A 22,683-nucleotide genomic window follows, 5' to 3' on the forward strand; every position below is an offset into this window, starting at 1 on the left:
GGTGAGGGGACGGTCGACGAGTACGGGGTCGCGCTCCTGAGTCGGGCGCTGGCCCTGACGGCCACGGGGGCTCCGGCCGGGGCCTACGAAGCGGCCGGGCGCGACGGGTATTTCGGGTTGAAGACCCTGTCGCGGAGTTTTGAGGAGGCGCGCCCGGTTGATGCGTGGGCGCTGGATGGGCTGGCTCGGGCGGTGCCCCAGCAGGCCCCTCGGAAGTGAACGGACGGGACAACGCGTGCTTGATTTCCTCACCACCCTGCTTGGCGACTCCCAGGGCTTCATTGCCTACGCCATGGTCTTCGGCATCCTCGTGGCCTGTGGCCTGGGCGTGCCGCTGCCTGAAGACATCTCGCTCATCCTGGGCGGCTTCCTGGCCCACAAGGGCGCGGCGAGCCTGCCGGTGATGATGGTGGTCGGCTTCATGGGCATCCTGGTGGGCGACAGCCTCATCTTCTTCGCCGGCCGCAGGCTGGGCGGGAGGCTGGGGCGGGGCACCGGGGCCACCCAGGAGGCGCCGAAGGGCGGCGGAGGGTTCTTCGCGCGCATCGTCACGCCGGAGAAGCGCGCGCGCGTGGAGGGGCTCTTCGAGCGCCACGGGCAGAAGATCGTCTGCATCGCCCGCTTCATGCCGGGCGTGCGCGCGGTGACGTACTTCACCGCGGGCTCGGTGGGCATGTCCTACTGGCGCTTCATCTTCTGGGACGGCCTGGCCGCGCTGCTGTCCGCGCCGGTGTTCATCTGGCTCGGTTTCCACTTCGGTGGCGAGCTGGACATGCTCATCAGCAAGTTCAAGGAAGGCCAGTACACCGTGATGGGTGTGCTCGCCGTCGCCGCCGTGGGCTTCTTCCTGTGGCGCCGCAGCCGGAACAAGCGGCTGGCCGCCGCGCAGGCGCAGGGCAACACCGCGGTGACGGCCTCGCCCGTGTCCAACGACGAGCCCGCGGCGCCCACGTCCGGGCCCCGCAACACCGTGAAGGGCAGCGGCTCCGACCCGCTCTTCAAGGTCGCCTCCACGTCGTCGCCGGAGAAGGTGACCGTCTCGGTGGACCCGTCGCACGAGTTGATGAAGCACTGAGGCCCGCGCCGCTCGCGCGTCCGTCGCGAGCGAGGCGAGGTGGTTTGAGCTCACAGCAGCCGCGAGGCTCTTGTGACGCGCGGCAGGCGAGCACGATGTGGCTGGCGACACATCGAGGCGCCTGTTAGTCCCCGCCCGCGTTCATCGCGGCGAACCATGTCACTCTCGACTGCGCAGGACCCCGCCAGGATGGGGTTGTTCCGGCTCACGTGGCCGATACTCCTGGAGCTCCTCCTCTTCATGATGATGGGAACGGCGGACACGCTGATGCTCAGCGGTGTGTCCGACGACGCCGTCTCCGCGGTGGGGGTCGTCAATCAGTTCCTGTTCATCTGTCTGCTCATCATGGAGGTGATGAGCAACGGCGCCTCCGTCGTCGTGTCCCAGTACCTGGGCGCGCGGCGCTCCGAGGAGGCGGCGCGCATCGCCGCGGTGGGAATCACGTTGAACCTGCTGCTCGGCGTGACGGTGAGCGCGGGGCTGCTGCTGGGCGGAGACGCGCTGCTGGCGCGGATGAACCTGGAGGGCGTGGTGCTGGCGCAGGCCCGCACGTACATGGGCATCGCCGGAGGGTTCATCTTCCTCCAGGCGCTCATCAACGTGTGCTCCGCGCTCATCCGCACGTACGGCTTCACGCGTGAGTCCATGTTCATCGCGATGGGGATGAACGCGCTGCACGTGGGAGGCAACGCGCTGCTCATCTTCGGGCTGCTGGGGCTGCCCCGGCTCGAGGTCGCGGGCGCGGCCATCTCCACGGTGGTGAGCCGCGCGCTGGCGCTCGTGGTGTTCGTGTGGCTCTTGTACCGGGTGATGGACGTGCGGATGAAGGCGCGCGACTTCGTCCGGTTCACCTCGGACATGGTGCGGAAGATCCTCCGCGTGGGCGTGCCCTCCGCCGTCGAGCAGGGCACGTACCAGTGCTGCCAGGCGGTGTTCCTGTACTACGTGACGTTCCTGGGCTCGACGGCGCTGGCCTCCCGGCAGTACGCGAACGCCATCTCCCAGTACGTGTTCCTGTTCAGCCTGGCCGTCGGCATGGGCACGGCCATCATCGTGGGACGGCTGGTGGGCGCGCGACGCGCGGAGGACGCGTACCGGCGGGTGCTCCAGAGCCTGAAGTGGGCGGTGGCCATCACCTTCCTCGTGGACGTGGCCGTCATCCTGGTCCGCGTGCCGCTGGTGGGCATGTTCACCCATGATGGCGACATCGTCCGGCTCACCACGCAGGTCATCGTGATCGGCTTGCTGCTGGAGACGGGGCGCTCGTTCAACCTGGTGCTGGTGAACGCGCTGCGCTCGGCGGGGGACGCGCCGTTCACCGTGTACATGGGCTTCCTGTCGATGGTCTGCATGAGCCTGCCGCTGGGCTACGTGCTCGTCTTCAAGCTCCACCTGGGGCTCGCGGGCGTGTGGCTGGCGGTCGCCGCGGACGAGTGGGTCCGCGGCATCTCCATGTGGGTCCGCTGGCGGTCTCGCATCTGGGAGCAGAAGTCCCTGGTCGCCCCCCTGGCCCCGGTGGCGGAAGTCCCCGTCGTCGCGGCGGCGTAGGTCTCGCGCTTCAGGTGGCTGCCGCCTCGGACCTTCGAGGTTCGAGGACAGCAGCCACCCGGGTGAAGCCCCCGCTCAGGGCAGGTGCTTCATCGCCTCATGCAGACGCTCGGACAGCGCCTGGACGCCCGGCGCGCGGAGCACGCCGTAGTGGCTGCCGACCACGGGGTGCCGCTCCAGTCCCGCGCCGACGAGCGTGGACCAGCCGCCATCCGCGGGCAGCTCGGCGTCATGCTCGGTGGCCTTGAGCAGCACCACGCGCTCCAGGGTCGGCCGGGGGACGTAGCGCCGCGCGGCCTTCAGGTTCGACTCGAACACCTGGAGCAGGGACTGGAGCTGCCGGGGGTCCGTCCCGAGGGGCAGGACTCCGGCGCGCTCGCCCTCGACACGCAGGTGTTCGAGCACCGCGTCCGGAGACATCGCCGCGAGCGCCTCCAGGTCCAGCTCGACGTGGGCCAACGAGGCGCCGAGCAGGTCCTGGACGAACATCCCGATGACCTGGAGCCGGTCCATCTCCGAGGGCTCCGGGGCCTTCACCGCGCCCGGGGCGTACGCGTCGATGAGCGCGAGCAGCTCCACCCGCTGGCCCTGCTCACGAAGCTGCCGCGCCATCTCGTAGGCGATGACGCCTCCGAGCGACCAGCCGCCCAACAGATACGGGCCGGACGGTTGGACCTTCCGCATCGCGTCCACGTAGGCCGTCGCCATCTCCTCGACGGTGCCTCGCGGCGTGGCCTCACCATTGACGCCCTGGGCCTGGAGCCCCACGAACGGACGCTCCGTCCCCAGCCGACGCGCCAGCTCCGCGTAGCAGAGGACGTTGCCGCCCACGGGGTGCACGCAGAAGAACGGCGTCTTCCCACCCGGACGCAGGGTTCCGAAGGGGACCACCGGCGAGGTACCCGTCATCGTGGCCCCGTCGCGCAGCAACGCGGCGAGCTGCTCCACCGTGGGCGCCTGGAACAGCGCGGCCAGCGGCACCGGTCGGCCCACCGCCTCGCTCACCGCGGACATCATGCGCACGGCGAGCAGCGAGTGGCCGCCCAGCTCGAAGAAGCTGGAGCGGACACCGATGGGACGAACCCCGAGCACGTCCTCCCAGACGCGCACCAACTGGAGCTCGAGCGGCGTCCTGGGCGGGAGCAGATCCTGAGGGCTGGAGGCCTCGAGCGTGGGCTCCGGCAGGGCCCTGGTGTCCACCTTGCCGTTGAGCGTCAGCGGCAGGGCGGGGAGGGTGACGAACGCGGAGGGCACCATGTACTCGGGCAGGCGCTGCTGGAGCCACGTCCTCAGCGAGAGGACCTCCGGAGCGACGGACGACGACGCCACGACGTAGGCCACGAGCTTCCGGTCCGCGCCGTCTCCTCGCGCCACGACGATGGCGTCTCGCAGGGAGCCATGGCCGCGGAGCACCGTGGCGATCTCGCCTGGCTCCACGCGGAAGCCACGCACCTTCACCTGGAAGTCCACGCGGCCGATGAACTCCACGCGGCCATCCTCGAGCCACCGGACCCGGTCTCCCGTGCGGTACATCCGCGCCTCGGGTGCCTTGCTGAACGGGTCCGCGAGGAAGCGCTCCGCCGTCAGCTCCGGGCGACCGAGGTAGCCCCGCGCCACCTGCGGGCCCCCCACGTACAGCTCACCCGGAACCCCCACGGGCACGGGCTGGAGGCTCGCGTCGAGGATGTAGAGGCGCGTCTGTCCCAGCGGATGACCGAGCGGCACCTGCGCCGGAGCCTTGTCACCGGGCGGCAGCTCCACCCGCCCCGCGAGGACTCCCACCGTGGTCTCCGTGGGGCCGTAGTGATTGAAGACCTGGCACTCGGGCGCGAGGGCATGCACCCGCTCCAGCAATGCCCACGACGAGGACTCGCCGCCGAGGACCAGTCGCTTGCGCGGCACGATGGTTCCCGTCTCGCCCCCCGTGATCAGCGCCGCGAGGTGGGACGGGACGATCTTCATGCAGTCCACGGCGTGGCGCTGGAAGTACTCGGCCATGCCCTCCGGGCTGCGCGCCCGCTCCTGCGTCAACACATGCAGCAGTCCGCCCGTGACGAGCGCGGGGAACAGCACCGTGTTGCCCAGGTCCGCGGCGAACGTCGAGACCAGCGCGAAGCTCTTGCACTCCGTCAGCGCGAGCCGGTCGATGACCGCGTGGACGTAGCTCATCAGCGCACCGTGCGACACCGCCACGCCCTTGGGGCGACCGGTGCTGCCCGACGTGAAGAGCACGTAGGCCAGGTGCTCGGCCCGGACCTCGACTCGCGGCGCCTGGGTGGACTGCCTCGCGAGCACGGCCTCGTCCGTGTCCACGCGCACGCGGTGGAGGGACAGTCCCTCGAAGGCCGACTCATGGGCGGACGCCGTCACCACGACGGGCGCGGAGACCTCTTCCGCGAGCGCGCGAAGCCGCGCGGCCGGCTGTGACGGCTCCAGCGGGACGTAGGCTCCGCCCGCCTTGAGGACTGCCAGCAGCGCGGCGATGAGCTCCACGCCTCGCTCCAGGCACAGGGCCACGGGGACATCCGGTCCCACGCCCAACGAGCGCAGGTGGTGCGCGAGCTGGTTCGCCCGTTCATCGAGCCGACGGTACGTCCACTCCTGCTCCTCGCAGCGGAGCGCCGGCGCATCAGGGGTGCGCGCCGCCTGCTGCTCGAAGAGACGATGGAACGGGAGTGCCGGCGACACGGGTGCGGGCTCCGTCACGAGGACACGCTGGCGCTCCGCGTCCGTGAGGAGCGGGAGCGTCGCGAGCGGCGCATCCGGGTTCGCCAGCGCGCGCTCCAGGAGCTGCTGGAAGTGACGCACCAGCCGCTCGCCCGTGGCGGGCTCGAACAGGTCCGTGCTGACGAAGAGCCCGCCCCGGTAGCCGTCGGGCGCCCGGAACAGGTGGAGGTTGAGCTCGAACTTCGTCGAAGCCAGCTCCACGTCCATCGCCTCGATCGTCAGGCCCGACAGCGACACCCCGGGCGACGGCGCGTTCTGCAGCACGAACATCGCCTGGAACAAGGGCGTGCGGCCCAGGTCCCTCGCGGGCTGGAGCTCCTCCACCAGTCGCTCGAAGGGGAGGTCCTGGTGCTCGAAGGCCCCGAGCGTCGCGTCACGGACCTGGGACAAAAGGCCCCTGAACGTCAGCTCCGGCGTGAAGCGGGCCCTCAGCGCCAGCGTGTTGATGAAGACGCCCAGCAGTCCCTCCGTCTGCGCGTGACGCCGGCCCGCGATGGGCGAGCCCACGACGACGTCCTCCTGGCCCGAGTAGCGCTGGAGCAGGGCCTGATAGACGGCCAGGAACAGCATGAACGGGGTGACGCGCTCGCGCTGCGTCGCCACGTCCACCGCGTCGCTCAGCGCGGCCGGCAGCCACACCGGCAACAGCGCGCCGTTGGACGAAGGCACGGCCGGACGAGGCTTGTCGGTGGGCAGCTCCAGCGCGGGCGCTGCGCCGTCGAGGTGCTGCTTCCACCAGGCGAGCTGTGCACGCAGGGCGCCGCCCTGGAGCCAGCCTCGCTGCCACACGGCGTAGTCCGCGTACTGCACCGGGAGCTCCGGAAGCTCCACGGCCCCGCCTTGCTGGAAGGCCGTGTAGAGCATCGTCAGCTCGCGCACCAACACCCCCATGGACCAGCCGTCCGAGATGATGTGGTGCATGCACACCAGCAGCACCTGCTCCGTCTGCGACAGTCGCATCACCGTGACGCGGAGCAGGGGACCGGTGGACAGGTCGAACGGGCGCACCGCGTCCTCGCTGATGACGCGTCGCACTTCGGCCTCGCGCTGCTCCGGTGACGACGCGCGCAGGTCCACCATCGCGAACGGCCGAGGCACCGGCGCGTGGATGACCTGTCTCGGCTCACCGTCCTCCATGAGGAACGTCGTGCGCAGGGACTCGTGACGCTGGACCAGCGCATCGAAGGCACGCTGGAGTGACGAGAGCTCCACCTCGCCCGTCAGCTTCAGGGCGTAGGGGATGTTGTAGAGCGCGCTGCCCGGCTGGAGCTGGTCCAGGAACCACAGGCGCTGCTGCGCGAAGGACAGCGGGAGCGGCCCGTTCCTCGGCGCGGCGACGAGCGGCGGCAGCACCGTCACCCCTTGCTCCTCGGGCAGGCCCTGCTGGAGGCGCGCCGCGAGCGAGGACAGCGTGGGCGACTCGAACAGGGCGCGGACGCCCAGCTCCTGTCCCAGCTCGTCGCGGACGCGCGCCACCAGACGCGTGGCCAGCAGGGAGTGGCCTCCCAGCTCGAAGAAGCTGTCGTGACGTCCCACGCGGGACACCTGGAGCAGCTCCTTCCACAGCTCGGCCAGGCGCTGCTCGGCCGGGGTCGCCGGGGCTTCGTGGGCCTTGCCGGTGTCGAGCCCCGAGGCGTCCGGCTTCGGCAGCGCCTTGCGGTCCACCTTGCCGTGCGTCGACTGGGGCAGCGCGGACAGGAACACGACGTGCGCGGGCACCATGTACTCGGGCAGCCGCTGCCGCAGCCACGCCTTCGGGTCCTCTCCCTTCGGCGCGTGGCCGTCGGCCGTGGCGACGTAGGCCACCAGGCGCTTGTCTCCGGGCACGTCCTCGCGGACGACGACCGCCGCCTCGCGGACCTCGGGGTGCGCACGGAGGGAGGCTTCAATCTCGCCCAGCTCGATGCGGAAGCCGCGCACCTTCACCTGGAGGTCGATGCGCCCGAGGAAGCGCAGCGCGCCGTCCTCGGTCCAGCAGACCTTGTCCCCGGTGCGGTAGAGGCGCTCGCCGGGCGTGGTGGAGAAGGGGTCCGGAACGAAGCGCTCGGCGGTGAGCGCGGGTCGGCCCTGGTAGCCACGCGCGAGGCCCGGGCCGCCGATGAACAGCTCACCGGGGATGCCCACGGGCACGGGATGCAGCGACGCATCCAGCACGTACACCCGTGTATTCGGAATCGGGCGTCCAATCGGGACGGCCGTGTCGATGGACGCGCCCGCGGGCAGCACGTGCTGCGTGGTGACGACGGTGACCTCCGTCGGGCCATACGCGTTGATGAGCGAGCCCCCCTTGGCCAGTCGCTCCCGAGCCGTGGGCAGGGGCAGCACGTCTCCGCCGACCCACAGGCGGGGCAGGCGGGACAGCGCGTCCGGCTCGTGCTGCTGCATGACATCGAAGAGCGCGGTGGCCAGCAGCGCCGTGGTGACGCGGTGCTCGTCGATGACCCGGGCCAGCTCGGAGACCTCCGGGGTCGTCGGCGGGTACACCGCGAGCCGAGCGCCCGTGAGCAGCGCGCTCCAGACCTCGAGCGCCGTCGGGTCGAACGTCAGCGGCGCCACCTGGAGGATGACCTCGCCCGGCTCGCGGGACGCGAAGCCCACGCCCGAGACCAACCGCAGCACCCCGCGGTGGGTGATGGCCACGCCCTTGGGCGTCCCCGTGGAGCCGGACGTGTACGTGACGTACGCGAGGTTGTCCGAGCTCATCGGCACGAACGGCGCCTCCGTCGACTGGCGGGAGATTCGCTCCCACTCGGTGTCGAGCGTCACCACGGGCCACGAGCCCGAGGGCAGCAAGGCCCCCAGCGCGCTCACCGTGAGCACACCCGCCACACCCGAGTCCTCGAGCATGAACGCGATGCGCACCTGGGGATGCGCGGCGTCGAGCGGGACGTAGCAGCCACCGGCCTTGAGGATGCCGAGCAGCGCCACGTAAAGCTCCAGCCCGCGAGGAATCAGCACCGCGATGCGCGGCTCACGGCCCAGGCCGAGCGACAACAGATGCCGGGCGAGCTGACTCGACCGGGCCTCCAGCTCCGCGTACGTGAGGCGCTGGCCCTCGAACTGGAGGGCAATCGCCTCGGGCGTGCGACGGGCCTGCTCGGAGAACAGGGCGGGCAGGGTGGACTCCGACGGGTAGTCGGCCGCCGTGTCGTTCCAGTCCACGAGGATGCGCTGACGCTCCGTCGCGTCCATCAGGGACAGGGAGGACAGCGGCGCGTCCGCCTCGGCGACGGCCGCCTCCACGAGGCGCAGCAGGTGCGTCACCATGCGCTCGGCGGTGGAGCGCTCGAACAGGTCCGTGCTGAAACTGAGGGCCCCTTGGTAGCCCGCTGGCGTGCGGACCAGGGCCAGCTCCAGCTCGAAGCGACTGACGGTGGACTCGACCTCCACGCCCTTGAGCGAGAGCTCCGGCAACGTCAGCTCCGCGCTCGGCATGTTCTGGAGGGCGAAGAGCGCCTGGAACAACGGCGTGCGACTCAGGTCGCGCGTGGGTTGCAGCTCCTCGACCAGCCGCTCGAAGGGGACATCCTGGTGCTCGTAGGCCCCGAGCGTGGAGTCGCGCACCTGCGCCAACAGGCGCCGGAATGTGAGCGTCGGCGTGAAGCTCGCGCGCATCACCAGCGTGTTGACGAAGAAGCCGATGAGACCCTCCGTCCTGGCGTGACGCCGACCCGCGATGGGCGTGCCCACCAGCAAGTCATCCTGCCCCGAGTACCGGTGCAGCAGCGCCTGGTACGCCGCCATCCACACCATGAAGGGCGTGACGCCTTCACGGCGCGCCAGCGCCTCCAGCGCCTGACTGAGCGAGGGGGACACGCTCACGGGCACCGTGGTGCCCTGGTGCGAGAGCACCGCGGGACGCGGCTTGTCGGTGTGCAGGTCCAGCGCTCCCGGGGCTCCGGCGAGCTGCTGGCTCCACCAATCGAGCTGCTTCCGAAGGGTCTCTCCCTGGAGCCACCGGCGCTGCCACACGGCGTAGTCCGCGTACTGCACCGGCAGCTCCGGCAACGGCGACGGACGACCGCTCCGGAAGGCCTCGTAGAGCTGGACCAACTCACGCACCAGCACGGCCTGCGACCAGCCGTCCGAGATGCTGTGATGCATGCACACGAGCAGCGCGTGCTCCTTGGCGTCCAGCACGAGCAGCGTGATTCGCAGCAGGGGACCCGTGCGCAGGTCGAACGGGGTGAGCGAGTCCTCGCGCGCCAGCCGGTAGGCCTCCTCCATCCGATCGTCCGCCGAGACGCGGGAGAGGTCCACCACCCGGAGGTTGCCGGGCTGCGCGGGGTGGATGACCTGTCGAGGCTCACCGCCCACGGTCTCGAACGTGGTGCGCAGGGACTCGTGACGACGCACCAGCTCGTCGACGGCGCGATGGAACGCGGCGCGCTCCACGCGTCCCGACAGGCGCAGCGCCACGGGCATGTTGTAGATCGCCATCCCCGGCTGGAGCTGGTCCAGGAACCACAGGCGCTGCTGCGCGAAGGACAGCGGCAGCGGCCCATCACCGCGGTCCACACCGAGGTCGGGGAGCGTGTCCCCCCAGGTGGCGCCGGAGATGCGCTCGGCGAGCCCCGCCAACGTGGGGGACTCGAAGAAGGCCCGCAGGCCCAGGTCCACCTTGAAGTCCTCGCGGACTCGCGCCACCAGCCGCGTGGCCATCAACGAGTGGCCCCCCAGCTCGAAGAAGTTGTCGCGACGGCCCACGGTGGGGACGTTCAACAGCTCCCGCCACAGCTCGGCCAGACGACCCTCCAGCGGCGTCGCGGGAGGCTCATGCTGGCGGCTGACCCGGTGCAGGTTCGCATCCGGCGCGGTCAGCGCCTTGCGGTCCACCTTGCCGTTGGGCGTGAGGGGCAGGGCGGCGAGTGGCACGAAGGCCGCGGGCACCATGTACACGGGCAGGTGCTGCCTCAGGTGGTCATGGAGGCCCAGGATGTCCAGGGTCGGCTCCACGCCCGCCTTCGCCTCCGTCGGCACCACATACGCCACCAGGCGCTTGTCGCCCGGCAGGTCCTCGCGATCCAGCACCACCGCGTCGCGCACCTCGGCGTGGGCGCGCAGCGCGGCCTCGATTTCCCCCAGCTCGATGCGGATGCCGCGCACCTTCACCTGCGTGTCGCCGCGCCCCAGGTACTCCAGGCCGCCGTCACGTCGCCAGCGCGCCTTGTCTCCCGTGCGGTAGAGCCGCTCACCCTCGACGAAGGGGCTCGGGATGAAGCGCTCCGCCGTCAGGTCCGGCCGGCCGAGGTAGCCACGCGCGACGCCTTCACCGCCGATGAACAGCTCGCCCACCACGCCCGTGGGCGTCGGCATGAACGCGCTGTCCAGCACGTACGTCGTCACGTTGGTCAGCGGCCGGCCGATGGGCACCTCCTGGGCGCTCTCGAACGCCTCGGCCGGGGACGCCATCAGGTCCACCGCCGTGGCCACCGCCGTCACCTCCGTGAGTCCGTAGGTGTTGCGCAGGGGCAGGGCGGAGCCCACCGTGCGACGCCACGCGGCGACCCGCTCCGGCGCGGCGCGCTCTCCGCCAATCACCACCCACTTGAGCTTCGAGGGGAGCTTCGCGCGGCCTTCCTCCAGGCTCGCCGTCACCTCGTGCCAGAAGGCCGTGGGCAGGTTGAGCTGCGTCACCCCCGCGGCCTCACACCGCGCCAGGAAGACCTCCGGCACGTCGAGCATGTCCGGCGTGCGCAGCACCAGCGTCCCGCCTCGGGTGAGGCACGGGTAGATCTCCTCCGCGCTGGTGTCCCAGCTGATGGAGGCGAACTGGAGCACGCGGTCCCCCGGCTCCACGGGGTACGTCTTCCAGGCCGCGCGGGTGAAGTTCACCAGCGAGCGGTGCTGCACCACGACGCCCTTGGGCCGACCCGTCGAACCCGACGTGTAGAGCACGTAGGCCGCCGCCTCCGGAGGCACCACCACGGAGAGCGGAGCGACGTCGCCCGTCTCGGGCACGGCGTCCACGTCCAGGTAGACGCGGTCCGTGGTGTCGCTCAGCTTCTCGCGGACCTGCCCGCGTGCCACCACCACGCGCGCGCCGCTGTCCTCCAGCATGAAGCTCAGCCGCTCCGCCGGGTACTCCGGGTCCAGCGGCACGTAGGCACCACCGGCCTTCAGCACGCCGAGGAGCGCCACCAGCTGCTCCACCGAGCGCTCCACGCACACCGCCACCCGCGTCTCCAGCCCGACGCCCAGCTCGCGCAGGCGCCACGCCAGCCGCGTGGCCCGCGTGTCCAGCTCACGGTAGGTGACCGAGTCCTCACCGGACACCACCGCGATGACGTCCGGCGTGCGCAGCACCTGCTCCTCGAGGAGCGCGTGGATGCGCGCGTCCGCGGGCAGGGGCTCGCGCTCACCCGTCCACTCCAGCAGCAGCTGCTTGCGCTCCTCGGGAGGCAGCAGCGGCAGCTCCTCCAGCGGAGTGCCCGGGTTCGCGACGATGCCTCGCAGCAGCACGAGCAGGTGCTCGGCGAAGCGCTCCATCGTCGCGCGCTCGAACAGGTCCGTGCTGTACGTGAAGCCACCGGAGAAGCCCTCCGGCGCGCGCGTCAGGTCCAGCCCCAGCTCGAACATGGCCAGGTTGGTGGAGTCGATGGGGTGGGGCCCCACGGACAGCTCCGGCAGGACGATCTCCGGCAGTGGCGCGTTCTGCAGCGTGAACATCGCCTGGAACAGCGGCGTGCGGCTCGCGTCGCGCGTGGGTTGCAGCTCCTCGACGATCTTCTCGAACGGGACGCCCTGGTGCTCGTAGGCACCGAGCGTGCGCTCGCGCACCTGGGCCAGCAGCTCGCGGAAGCACATCTTCGGCGTGAAGCGCGCGCGCAGCACCAGCGTGTTCACGAAGAAGCCGATGAGCACCTCCGTGTCCGCCACGTTGCGGTTCGCGATGGGGGAGCCCACCAGGATGTCGTCCTGGCCCGAGTACCGGTGCAGCAGCGTCTGGAACGCGGCCATCAGCACCATGAACGGCGTGGCGCCTTCCTTCTGCGCCAGCGACTCCAGCGCCTGGCTGAGCTTCAGCGGGATGACCAGGTCCAGCACGGCGCCCTTGTGGGTGAACACCGCCGGGCGCGGCTTGTCCGTGGGCACGTCCAGGGCGTACGGCGCACCCTCCAATTGCTGCTTCCACCAGCCGACCTGAGCCTCGAGCGTCGCGCCGCGCAGCCACGAGCGCTGCCACACGGCGTAGTCCGCGTACTGCACGGCCAGCTCCGGCAGCGGCGAGGGCAGCCCCTTGCGGAACGCCTCGTAGAGCGACGTCAGCTCCCGCACGAACACGCCGAGCGACCAGCCGTCCGACACGATGTGGTGCACGTGGAGCAGCAGGATGTGGTCCTGCGGACGCAGCTTGATGAGCAGCGTGCGCAGCAGCGGTCCGCGCGAGAGGTCGAACGGGCGACGCGCCTCCTCGTTCGACAGCCGCAGGGCCTCCGCCATCCGGAGGTCCTCCTCATCGATGCGCGACAGGTCCACCTTCTGCACGGGCACGAAGGTGGCCGGGTGGATCTTCTGGACCGCCTGGCCACCCTCCGCGCGGAACGTGGTGCGCAGCGACTCGTGACGCCGCACCAGCTCGTCGAAGGTGCGCCGCAGGGCCCGCTCATCCAGCGTGCCCTCCAGGCGCAGCGGGAACGGGTTGTTGTAGAGCGTGGACCCGGGCTCCAGCTGGTCGATGAACCAGAGCCGCTGCTGCGCGAAGGACAACGGCAGGTCCGTCGTGCGCGGCACGCGCGTCAGGGCCGGGGCCTTCGCCACCGTGGCGTTGGCCAGGCGCTCCGCGAGCTTTGCCACCGTGGACGCGCCGAACAGCTCACCCAGGGGCAGCTCGACGCCGAGCGTGGCCCGGATGCGAGACACCACCTGCGTGGCCAGGAGCGAGTGGCCGCCCAGCTCGAAGAAGTCGTCGTGGATGCCCACCGAGTCGAGGTGCAGCACCTCCGCCCAGATGCCCGCGAGCTGCGTCTCCAGCGGTGTGCGCGGGGCGTTCTCGGCCGGGTCCTTGGAGACAGGGGCCTCCGGGGCCGGCAGGGCCTTGCGGTCCACCTTGCCGTTGGACGACAGGGGCAGGGCGGCCAGCTCCACGATGGCCGACGGCACCATGTACTCGGGGAGCTGACGCTGGACGAAGGTCTTCACCGCGCCCACGTCCACGCCCTCGACCTCCGGGACGACGTAGGCCACCAGCCGCTTGTCGCCCGGGATGTCCTCGCGGGCCACCACGACGACGTCCCGCAGGCCGGCGAAGCGGCGCAGCGTCTCCTCGACCTCGCCGGGCTCGATGCGGAAGCCGCGGATCTTCACCTGGAAGTCGACGCGGCCCATGAACTCGAGCGTGCCGTCCGCGCGCCAGCGCGCCTTGTCGCCCGTGCGGTACAGGCGGGCGCCCGGCGTCGAGGCGTACGGGTGCGGCACGAAGCGCTCGGCCGTCAGGTCCGGGCGGTTCAGGTAGCCCCAGGCCAGGCCGTCGCCTCCGACGAACAGCTCACCGGTGACTCCCGGCGGCACGGGCTGGAGCGCGGCGTCCAGCACGTAGGCCGTGGAGCTCGACAGCGGACGGCCGATGGGCACCGAGCGGCCCACCGTGTCCCCGGCCCGCAGCGTGTGCGTGGCGGAGAACGTGGTGTTCTCCGTGGGGCCGTAGCCGTTGATGAACACCGCGTCCGGCCCGATTCGTGACAGGTGCTCCGTCACGCGCTGCACGGGCAGCACGTCGCCACCCGCGAGCACCTGGCGCACTCCCGCCAGCGCCTCGCCCTGGTGCTGGACGACCTGGTCGAAGAGGGCCGCCGTCAGCCACAGCGCGGTGACTCCCGAGCTCTTCAGCAGCGCGCCCAGCGATTCGAGCGACTGCGCCTTCGGCGGCGCGAGGACCAACCGTCCGCCGTTGAGCAGCGCGCCCCAGACCTCCAGCGTGGAAGCATCGAACGCCACGGGCGCGAGCTGGAGGAAGACCTCGTCCGGCCCGAAGCGCATGAACGTGTTGTCGCGCACCAGTCGCAGCACACCACGGTGGGGAACGCAGACGCCCTTGGGCTGGCCCGTGCTGCCCGACGTGAACATCACGTAGGCCAGGTCCTCCTCGCCCACGGAGATGGCGGGCGCGGTGGTCGGCTGCTTCGAGATGGCGCGCCACTCCGCGTCCAGCAGGACGGGCAGGCAGCCCAGCTCGGGCAGCTCGTCCGCGAGGTGCTCCTGGGTCAGGAGGATGCTGACTCCGGACTCACGGATGATCCACGTGAGGCGCTCCGTGGGGTAGCTCGGCTCCAGGGGCACGTAGGCCGCGCCCGCCTGGAGGATGCCCAGCATGCCGATGATGAGCTCCGGGGAGCGCTCCACGCACAGACCCACGCGGCCACCGGGACGCACGCCCATCACGTGCAGGTGGTGCGCGACCTGGTTCGCGCGGGCGCGCAGCTCGGCGTAGGTGAGCTGGCCCTCCGCGTGCGTGAGGGCGATGGCCTGGGGCGTGCGCTCCGCCTGCTTCGCGAAGGCGTCGTGAATCGACGGGGGACGCGGCGTCTTCGTCGCGGTGTCGTTCCACTCCACCAGCACCCGGTCGCGCTCCTCGCGGGTGAGCATGGAGACCTGGGCGAGCGGGACGTCCGGCGAGGCGATGACCTCTTCGAGCAGCACGCGCAGGTGGCTCGCCATGGCGGCCACGGTGTCGTGGTCGAAGAGGGACGTGGCGTAGTTGATGCCGCCGCGGAAGCCCGTCTCCTCGCGATGGAAGGACAGCTCCATGTCGAAGCGGATGACCCCGTGGTGGTGGTCCATCGGCCGCAGCGTCAGGCCGGGCAGGGACAGCGCCGGCAGCGGGGCGTTGTGCAGCGTGAAGGAGACCTGGAACAGCGGCGTGCGGCTGGCGTCCCGGGCCGGGTGCAGCTCCTCCACCAGCTTCTCGAAGGGCACGTCCTGGTGCTCGAACGCCTCCAGCGTGGTGTCCCGCACCTGGGCGAGCAGCGCGCGGAACGAGTCCTGCCCCCGGATGCGGGAGCGCAGGACGAGCGTGTTCGCGAAGTAGCCGATGAGGGCCTCGGACTCGGCCAGTCGGCGTCCGGCGATGGGTGAGCCCACCAGGATGTCGTCCTGTCCGGAGTGCCGCTGCAGGAGGACCTGGAAGGCCGCGAGCAGCACCATGAACGGCGTGGCGCCCTCGCGACGGGCGAAGGTCTCCAGCGCCTCGGTGAGCGGCAGCGGCAGGTGCATCAGCGCCGCGGCCCCATGGAAGGACTGCTGCGCGGGGCGCGGCTTGTCCGTCGGGAGGTCGAGGTGCGACGGCGCGCCCTCGAGCTTCTTGCGCCAGTAGCCGACCTGCTCCTCCAAGACCGGCCCCTGGAGCCAGTCGCGCTGCCAGACGGCGAAGTCGGCGTACTGCACGGGGAGCGCCGGCAGCGGCGAGGGACGCTCGTCATGGAACGCCGCGTACAGCGCGGCCATCTCACGGACCAGCACCCCCGTGGACCAGCCGTCCGAGACGATATGGTGCATGTTGAGCACCAGCGCGTGCTCCTGCTCGCCCAGCTTCAACAGGAGCGCGCGGGCCAGCGGGCCGCTCAGCAGGTCGAACGGGCGCCGTGCCTCTTCGAGCGCCAGCCGGACGGTCTCCGCCTCACGCTCCTTCGCGTTCGTGAGCGACGTGAGGTCCACGAACTGGAAGGGCAGGGGGAAGGCCGGGTGGATGACCTGGACGGGCGTGTCACCGTCCGCGCGGAAGGTGGTGCGCATCGCCTCGTGTCGCTCCATGAGCGCGTCGAAGCCTCGCTGGAGCGCGGAGAGGTCCAGCGTGCCCTCGAGCTTCAGGGCCAGCGGGATGTTGTAGGCGCTGACCGCGCCGGCGAACTGGCTGATGAGCCAGAGGCGCTGCTGCGCGAACGAGAGCGGGATGGGCTTCGTCCGGTCCACGCGGACCATCGGCGGCAGCTCCACTCCCGGACGACGTGCATCCAGCCGCTCCGCGAGCGCGGCCACGGTGGGGGCCTCGAACAGGGTGCGCAGCGGCAGCTCCAGCCCGAGCGCGCTCCGGACGCGGACCACGACCTGGGTCGCGAGCAGCGAGTGACCGCCCATCTCGAAGAACCCATCGTGAATCCCGATGCGCTCCACGCCGAGGACCTGCGCGAAGAGCGTGGCGAGCGTCTCCTCCACGGGCGTCCGAGGTGCGACGTAGCGGCCGGGCTGGGCAACAGGAGCCTCCGGCGCGGGCAGGGCCTTGCGGTCCACCTTGCCACTGGGAGTCAGCGGGAGCACACCCAGGTGCGTGAAGGTCGATGGCACCATGTACTCGGGCAGCCGAGACTGGAGGTGCGTCTTGAGCAGCGACGCGGTCAGCGGCTCGGCGTCACCCGTGACGTAGGCGACGAGACGCTGGTCACCCGGGGAGTCCTCGCGCACGAGGACCACGGCTTCTCGCACCGAGGCGTGTGACAGCAGCGCCGCCTCGATGTCTCCCAATTCAATCCGGAAGCCTCTCAGCTTCACCTGGAAGTCCGAGCGGCCCAGGTACTCCAGCGTCCCGTCCGCCCGCCACCTCGCCACGTCTCCGGTGCGGTACAGCCGCGCCTCGGGCACCTGCGCGTACACGTCCGGCACGAAGCGCTCCGCCGTCAGCTGCGGCCGGCGCCAGTACCCCAGCCCCACCTGCACTCCGCCGATGAAGAGCTCTCCGGGCACTCCCACCGGCGTCGGCTGGCCCTGCGCGTCCAGCACGTACAGCCGCGTGTTCGCCACCGGACGCCCAATCGGAATGCTCGTGCGCGGCGTGCCCCGCGTGCAGTGGAAGTACGAGACGTCCACCGCCGCCTCCGTCGGGCCGTAGAGGTTGTGCACCTCCGCACCCGCCGGCAGTCGCGCGTGCGCCTTCGCCACCAGCTCCGCCGTCAGCGCCTCTCCACTGCACACCACCCGCCGCAGGTGGCTCAGCCCCTCCAGGCCCGGCTCCTCCAGGAAGGCTCTCAGCATCGACGGCACGAAGTGCACCGTCGTCACTCGCTCCTCTCGCAGCAGCTTCGCAAGGTACGCCGGCTCCTGGTGCCCTCCCGGCTTCGCCACCACCAACCTCGCCCCCGTCAGCAGCGGCCAGAAGAACTCCCACACCGACACGTCGAAGCTGAACGGCGTCTTCTGCACCACCGTGTCCGCTGCCGTCAGCCCGTACTCCTGCTGCATCCACAAGAGCCGGTTGACGATGCCCGCGTGCGCGTTCATCGCCCCCTTCGGACGGCCCGTGGAGCCCGAGGTGAAGATGACGTACGCCAGCGAGCCCGCTTCCGCCTCCCAACCGGGGTACCCCACCGGTTGTCGGGCCACCTCGGCCCACCCGCCGTCCAGGCTCACCACTTGCGCGCCCGTCGTCGGCAGCACCGACTTCAGCTTCTCCTGCGTGACGAGGACAGGCGCGTCCGCGTCCTCCAGCATCCCCGCCAACCTCTCCCGCGGGTACGCCGGGTCCAACGGCACGTAGGCCGCTCCCGACTTGAGCACTCCCAGCAGCGCCACCACCAACTCCAGCGAGCGCTCCAGGCACACCCCCACCAGCACCCCCGGCTTCGCTCCCAACGTCCGCAGGTGGTGGGCCAACTGGTTCGCCCGTGCATCCAGCTGCGCGTAGGTGAGGGTGCTTCCCTCGAAGCGGACCGCCTCCGCCTCCGGCGTGCGTCGCACCTGCGCCTCGATGAGCGCGTGCAGCGTCGCCTCCTTCGGGTACGCCTCCGTCCTCCCCTGGAAACCCACCAACACCTGCTGCCGCTCCGCCTCACCCATCAGCGGCAGGCGCTGCACCGGCAGGTCCGGAGATGCGACGACGGCGCGAGCGAGCACGGAGAGGTGCTCGACCAGTCGCTTCATCGTGGACTCATCGAACAGCTTCGCCGCGTACTCGAAGCGGCAGTGGAGCTCGCCCTGGCCTTCGACGACCTCGAAGCTCAAGTCGAACTTCGACGTGCCGGTGGCGACATCCAGCTGGCTCAGCTTGAGCGTCTGGTGCGAGGTCTCCGCGGGCGGCGTGTTGATGACGTTGAGGACGACCTGGAAGACCGGCGTGCGGCTCTGGTCCCTCGGCGTCTGGAGCAGCTCGATGAGCCGCTCGAACGGCGCATCCTGCCGGGAGAACGCGCCCAGGGACTGCTTCTTCACCCGGCCCAACAGCTCACGGAACGTCGGGGCCTCGGTGAGCTGGGTGCGCATCGCCAACGTGTTGACGAAGCAGCCGATCAACCCCTCCGTCTCGGGCTGCGTACGACCCGCGATGGGGATGCCGATGGCGAAGTCGTCCTGGCCCGCGTGACGACCCAGGAGCGCCTGGTAGAGCGCCAGCATCACCATGAAGGACGTGGCGCCTTCCTTGCGGCCCAGCGCGAGCAGCGGCTCCGCCACCTCGCGGCCCACCACGAAGCGCAGGCTCCCACCGTCGTAGGACTGCACCGCCGGACGCGGTCGGTCCGTTGGCAGCTCCAGCGCGGGGACACCGAGGAGCTGCTCCTTCCACCACCGGAGCTGCCCGTCCAGCACCACGCCTTCCAGGTACTCGCGCTGCCAGACCGCGTAGTCCGCGTACTGCACGGGCAGCTCGGGCAACGGCGACTCGATGCCCGCGTTGTAGCAGGCGTAGAGCACGGACATCTCGCGCGCGAGCACCAGCGAGCACCACGCGTCGGAGATGACGTGGTGCATGACCAGGTTGAGCACGTGGTCCTGCGGTCCCATGCGCAGCAGCACGGCGCGGATGACCGGGCCGCGCGCCAGGTCGAACACCCAGGCGCCTTGTTCCTCGCAGCGGCGAAGCATCGCGGCTTCACGGGCCTCGGGCGTCTCGCCGGGCACGTCCTCCAGCGGCATCGGCAGCCCGGTCGCGGGCTGGACCACCTGCGTCGCCCCCGTCTCGGTGAGCTGGTACGTGGTGCGCATCACCTCGTGACGACGCATCAGCTCGTCGAGCGCACGCTGGAGCGCGGCGGTGTCCAACGGCCCCACCAGCCGGAAGCTGGAGCTGTTGTTGTACGCCGTGCTCGTGGGGTCCAACTGCTGGAGGTACCAGAGGCGCTGCTGCGCGAACGACAGCGGCAGCGGCTTGTCCCTGCGTGCGCGAGGAATCCCCGTGGGCACGGCGGGCGCGGCGACAGGGCGAGCCTCGGTCCGCACGGGCGGCGGGGCCTTGGCTGCCGGGGCAGGGGCCTTGGGCACCGGGACGTTGACCGGCTCCAGGCGACCATCCGCGCGCAGTCGCGCGTGGCGTCCCGTGCGGAACAGCTGGGACGACGCGCCCTTCGGATGCGCCACCAGTCGACGACGCTCCTCGTCCTCGGAGCGCCACAATCCGGAGGGAAGACCCGCGCCCTCCAGCGCCAGCTCACCGACGACGCCCACGGGCACAGGCAGCCCCGCGGAGTCGAGGATCCACGGGCGCAGCCCCGCGGGCACGCGCTCCTCGGGGGCACGCGGCAGCAGCGCGCCCTCACGTGGCGCTCCCGCGAGCAGTACCTGGAGCCCGGAGCTCTTCGCGAGCGCCGTGGCCAGCTCGGCCGAGGCCCCATCGAGCACCAGCGCGCCCACGGGGCTCAGCGCCTCACGGGCACCGGGCAGCTCGGTCAGCGTGCGGGCCAGTCGCGCCGATGTGTGCAGCAACACCTGGCCGGAGCGACGCGCCAGCTCCAGCACCTCGCTCACGCCCTGGTCGCCTTCGACCACGACCTGCTCGTGGCGGGACGCGGCCTCCTGCACCAGCTTCTGGCGGAGCACGGCCAGCTTCTCCAGCCCCTTCAGGACGATGGGCGTGTCCAGGCCGAAGTCGATGAGCGCGGCCACCTCGTCCACGTCCGCCTCACGGACATCGAGCAGGCGCTTGAACCCGCTCTCCACGGTGCCGATGAGGCCCGTGCCCTTCGCGTGGTGCTCGAAGGTGTGCTCCAGGAGCGTGTTGATGTCCTCCTCGGAGACCTTGTCGATCTCCCCCTGGTGGCCCTGGGCCGCCAGCAGCGACGCGGTGATTTCGGCCGAGCTGCGGAAGTAGCCGAGCAGCGGCTTGCGCACCGTGCGCAGCACCTCCTGCTCGTCGTCACCGATGAACGCGTGCAGCATCACCGTGATGTGGCCACGGCCCGGATGACCGTTGCGGCGCCATGCCTCGCGGTACATCGCGACCTTCCACTTCAGCTCGTCGATGGACTGCGCGAGCAGGCCCGTGAGCACGCCCGCGCCCACCTCGCCGGCCAGACGGAAGGTCTCCGGGTTGCCCACGGCCGTGAGCCACACGGGCAGCTCGCGCTGCACGGGCTTCGGACGCAGGGCCACCTCCACCGTCACGCCGCCGCCACCCACGCGCTTCTGCTTCTCACCCCGCCAGAGCGAGCGCAGCGTCTCCAGGTGCTTCATCAGGACGTTGCGGCGGTCCTCGAAGTTCGCCGGGGCGAAGGAGAAGTCCGCCACGTGCCAGCCCGTGGCCACCGACAGGCCCACGCGGCCGCCGGAGAGGTTGTCCACCACGGACCACTGCTCGGCGACCTGCATCGGGTCGTGCAGCGGGAGCACGACGCTGCCGGAGCGCAGCTTCAGGTTCTTGGTGACGGTGGCAATGGCCGCGGCCACCACGGCCGGCTGCGGGTACAGACCGCCGAACGAGTGGAAGTGCCGCTCCGGCGTCCACACGGCGGAGAAGTCATGCGCGTCCGCGAACTTCGAGCCCTCGATGAGCAGCTCGTACTTCGGCCCCGTGAGCGAGTCCTCATCGTTGGCGAAGTAGATGAGGCTCATGTCCATCGCCTGGGTGCGCGGTCCGCCGCCCTGGAGTCGGACAAGCCGGGCCGTCACGGCCTCGGAGGGGAAGGCCACGCGCAGGCCGCGCGAGAGCGCCCACAGCATCTCCAGCTCCGGCCGCTCGGTCGACGTGTCGAGCGCCGCCAGCCAGGTGCCGCCCTCCGACGGACGCAACCGCGCATCCATCGCGGTGAACAGGTCCGCCAGCGCGTGGTGGTCCAGCGTCCACGCGGGCTGGTTCGTCCCCGAGGGCAACAGCCACGCGGGGGCGTCCGCGCGAGTCACGCTCGGGTTCACCGATGCGGTGGTCTCCAGTTCCTCCACGTACAGCACGCGCGAGGCGTCCAGCTTGGAGGACGTGACGACACCACGCCACGTGATGAGCAGGGGCGTCGCGGCGTCCTGGGACGCATAGGTCGACAGTCGACCCAGGTCCGTCGCGCCCAGGGCCACGACCGCGCCACCCGCGTCGAGCACACCCCAGAGGACCGCCAGCTTGTCAGGGGAGGGGGGCAGGCAGACCGCGACGGTCGCACCGCTCTTCAAGCCGCTGGCGCGCAGTCTCGCGGAGACGCTCACCGCGCGACGGGACAGCTCCGCCCAGGTCCAGGATTTCTCACCGACGAGCGCGGCCACGGCGTTGGAATCCCGCTTCGCCCGCTCGGAGAGCTGTGCCGGGATGGAGGTGATGACCTGCGTGGGGCGTGGCGCGGGCCACGCGGAGCGCTCGGCCTCGGTGACGAGCGGCAGTCGGGAGACCCGCTCGTCGGGCCGGGCCATCGCGGACGCGAGCAGCACGTGCAGATGGTCGACCAGGCCCTGCGCGGTGCTCTCGTCGAACAGCTCCGTCGCGTACTCGAGCGCGCCGTGGACCCGGCCGGACTCGTCACCCAGCACGAGCGTCAGGTCCGACAGGGTGGTGCCCCACTGCACCGGACCGTCCGGGACCTCGACGATGGAGCCGCGCACGCCCGTCATCTCCAAGGCCGCGGCGCCGCCGCTGATGCCACTGTGGAAGACGAAGACGGTGTCGGCCATGCGGCCCCGGCCGATGTCCTTGCCCGGGATGAGCGCTTCGACCAGGTACTCGTAGGGAACGTCCGGACGGGACTGGACCTCGTTGAGCTCCTGCTTCACGCGGTTGAGCAGGTCCCGGAACGTCGGGTCATCCGCGAAGCTGGTGCGGAACGCCGCCGAGTGCGCCACGTAGCCGATGAGCGGCAGCAGCTCCGGCCGGGTGCGGTTGCCGATGGGCGTGCCGACGATGATGTCCGTCTGCCCGCTGTAGCGGTGCAGCAGCGTCTGCCACGCGGCGAGCACCAGCATGTACGACGTGTAGCCTTCGCGCTTGCCGAACGCGCCCAGCTCGCGGGCCAGGGCGCGTGGGAACTCCACGGGCAGGCGCACGGAGGTGAGCGGGCAGCTCGCCGGACGCTTGCGGTCCGTGGGGACGTCGAGCTGCCTGGGCATGCCCGCGAGCCGCTGACGCCACCAGGACTCCTGCTCGGGGAAGCGGCCTTCGAGGATGGCGGTGCGCTGCCACGCGCCGAAATCCGCGTACTGGATGGGGAGGGGAGGGA

3 protein-coding genes and 1 pseudogene are annotated in these 22,683 nt (G+C 70.9%); 3 read left to right on the forward strand and 1 reads right to left on the reverse strand.

What is annotated here, in order from left to right:
• The 3 genes and pseudogenes from FL311_RS45320 to FL311_RS24845 all read left to right on the forward strand — a co-directional run.
• A pseudogene (locus tag FL311_RS45320) lies at positions 1 to 219 on the forward strand (hypothetical protein); the annotation flags it as partial.
• A gap of 16 nt (positions 220 to 235) precedes the next feature.
• Complete coding sequence (locus FL311_RS24840; RefSeq protein ID WP_141328601.1) at positions 236 to 1,075, forward strand: DedA family protein; 840 nt, start codon at positions 236 to 238, stop codon at positions 1,073 to 1,075.
• 156 nt (positions 1,076 to 1,231) lie between these two features.
• Entirely contained in the window at positions 1,232 to 2,623 is a 1,392-nt protein-coding gene (locus FL311_RS24845) for an MATE family efflux transporter (protein ID WP_141328603.1), read from the forward strand.
• Positions 2,624 to 2,698: 75 nt separating this feature from the next.
• Here FL311_RS24845 and FL311_RS24850 read toward each other — a convergent pair whose 3' ends face one another.
• On the reverse strand, positions 2,699 to 22,669 hold the full coding sequence (locus FL311_RS24850) for a non-ribosomal peptide synthase/polyketide synthase (RefSeq protein ID WP_228557054.1): 19,971 nt from the start codon (positions 22,667 to 22,669) through the stop codon (positions 2,699 to 2,701).
• Positions 22,670 to 22,683 lie beyond the last annotated feature (14 nt).

The sequence above is a fragment of the Myxococcus sp. AB025B genome, from assembly GCF_006518215.1.
Lineage (GTDB): Bacteria > Myxococcota > Myxococcia > Myxococcales > Myxococcaceae > Myxococcus > Myxococcus fulvus.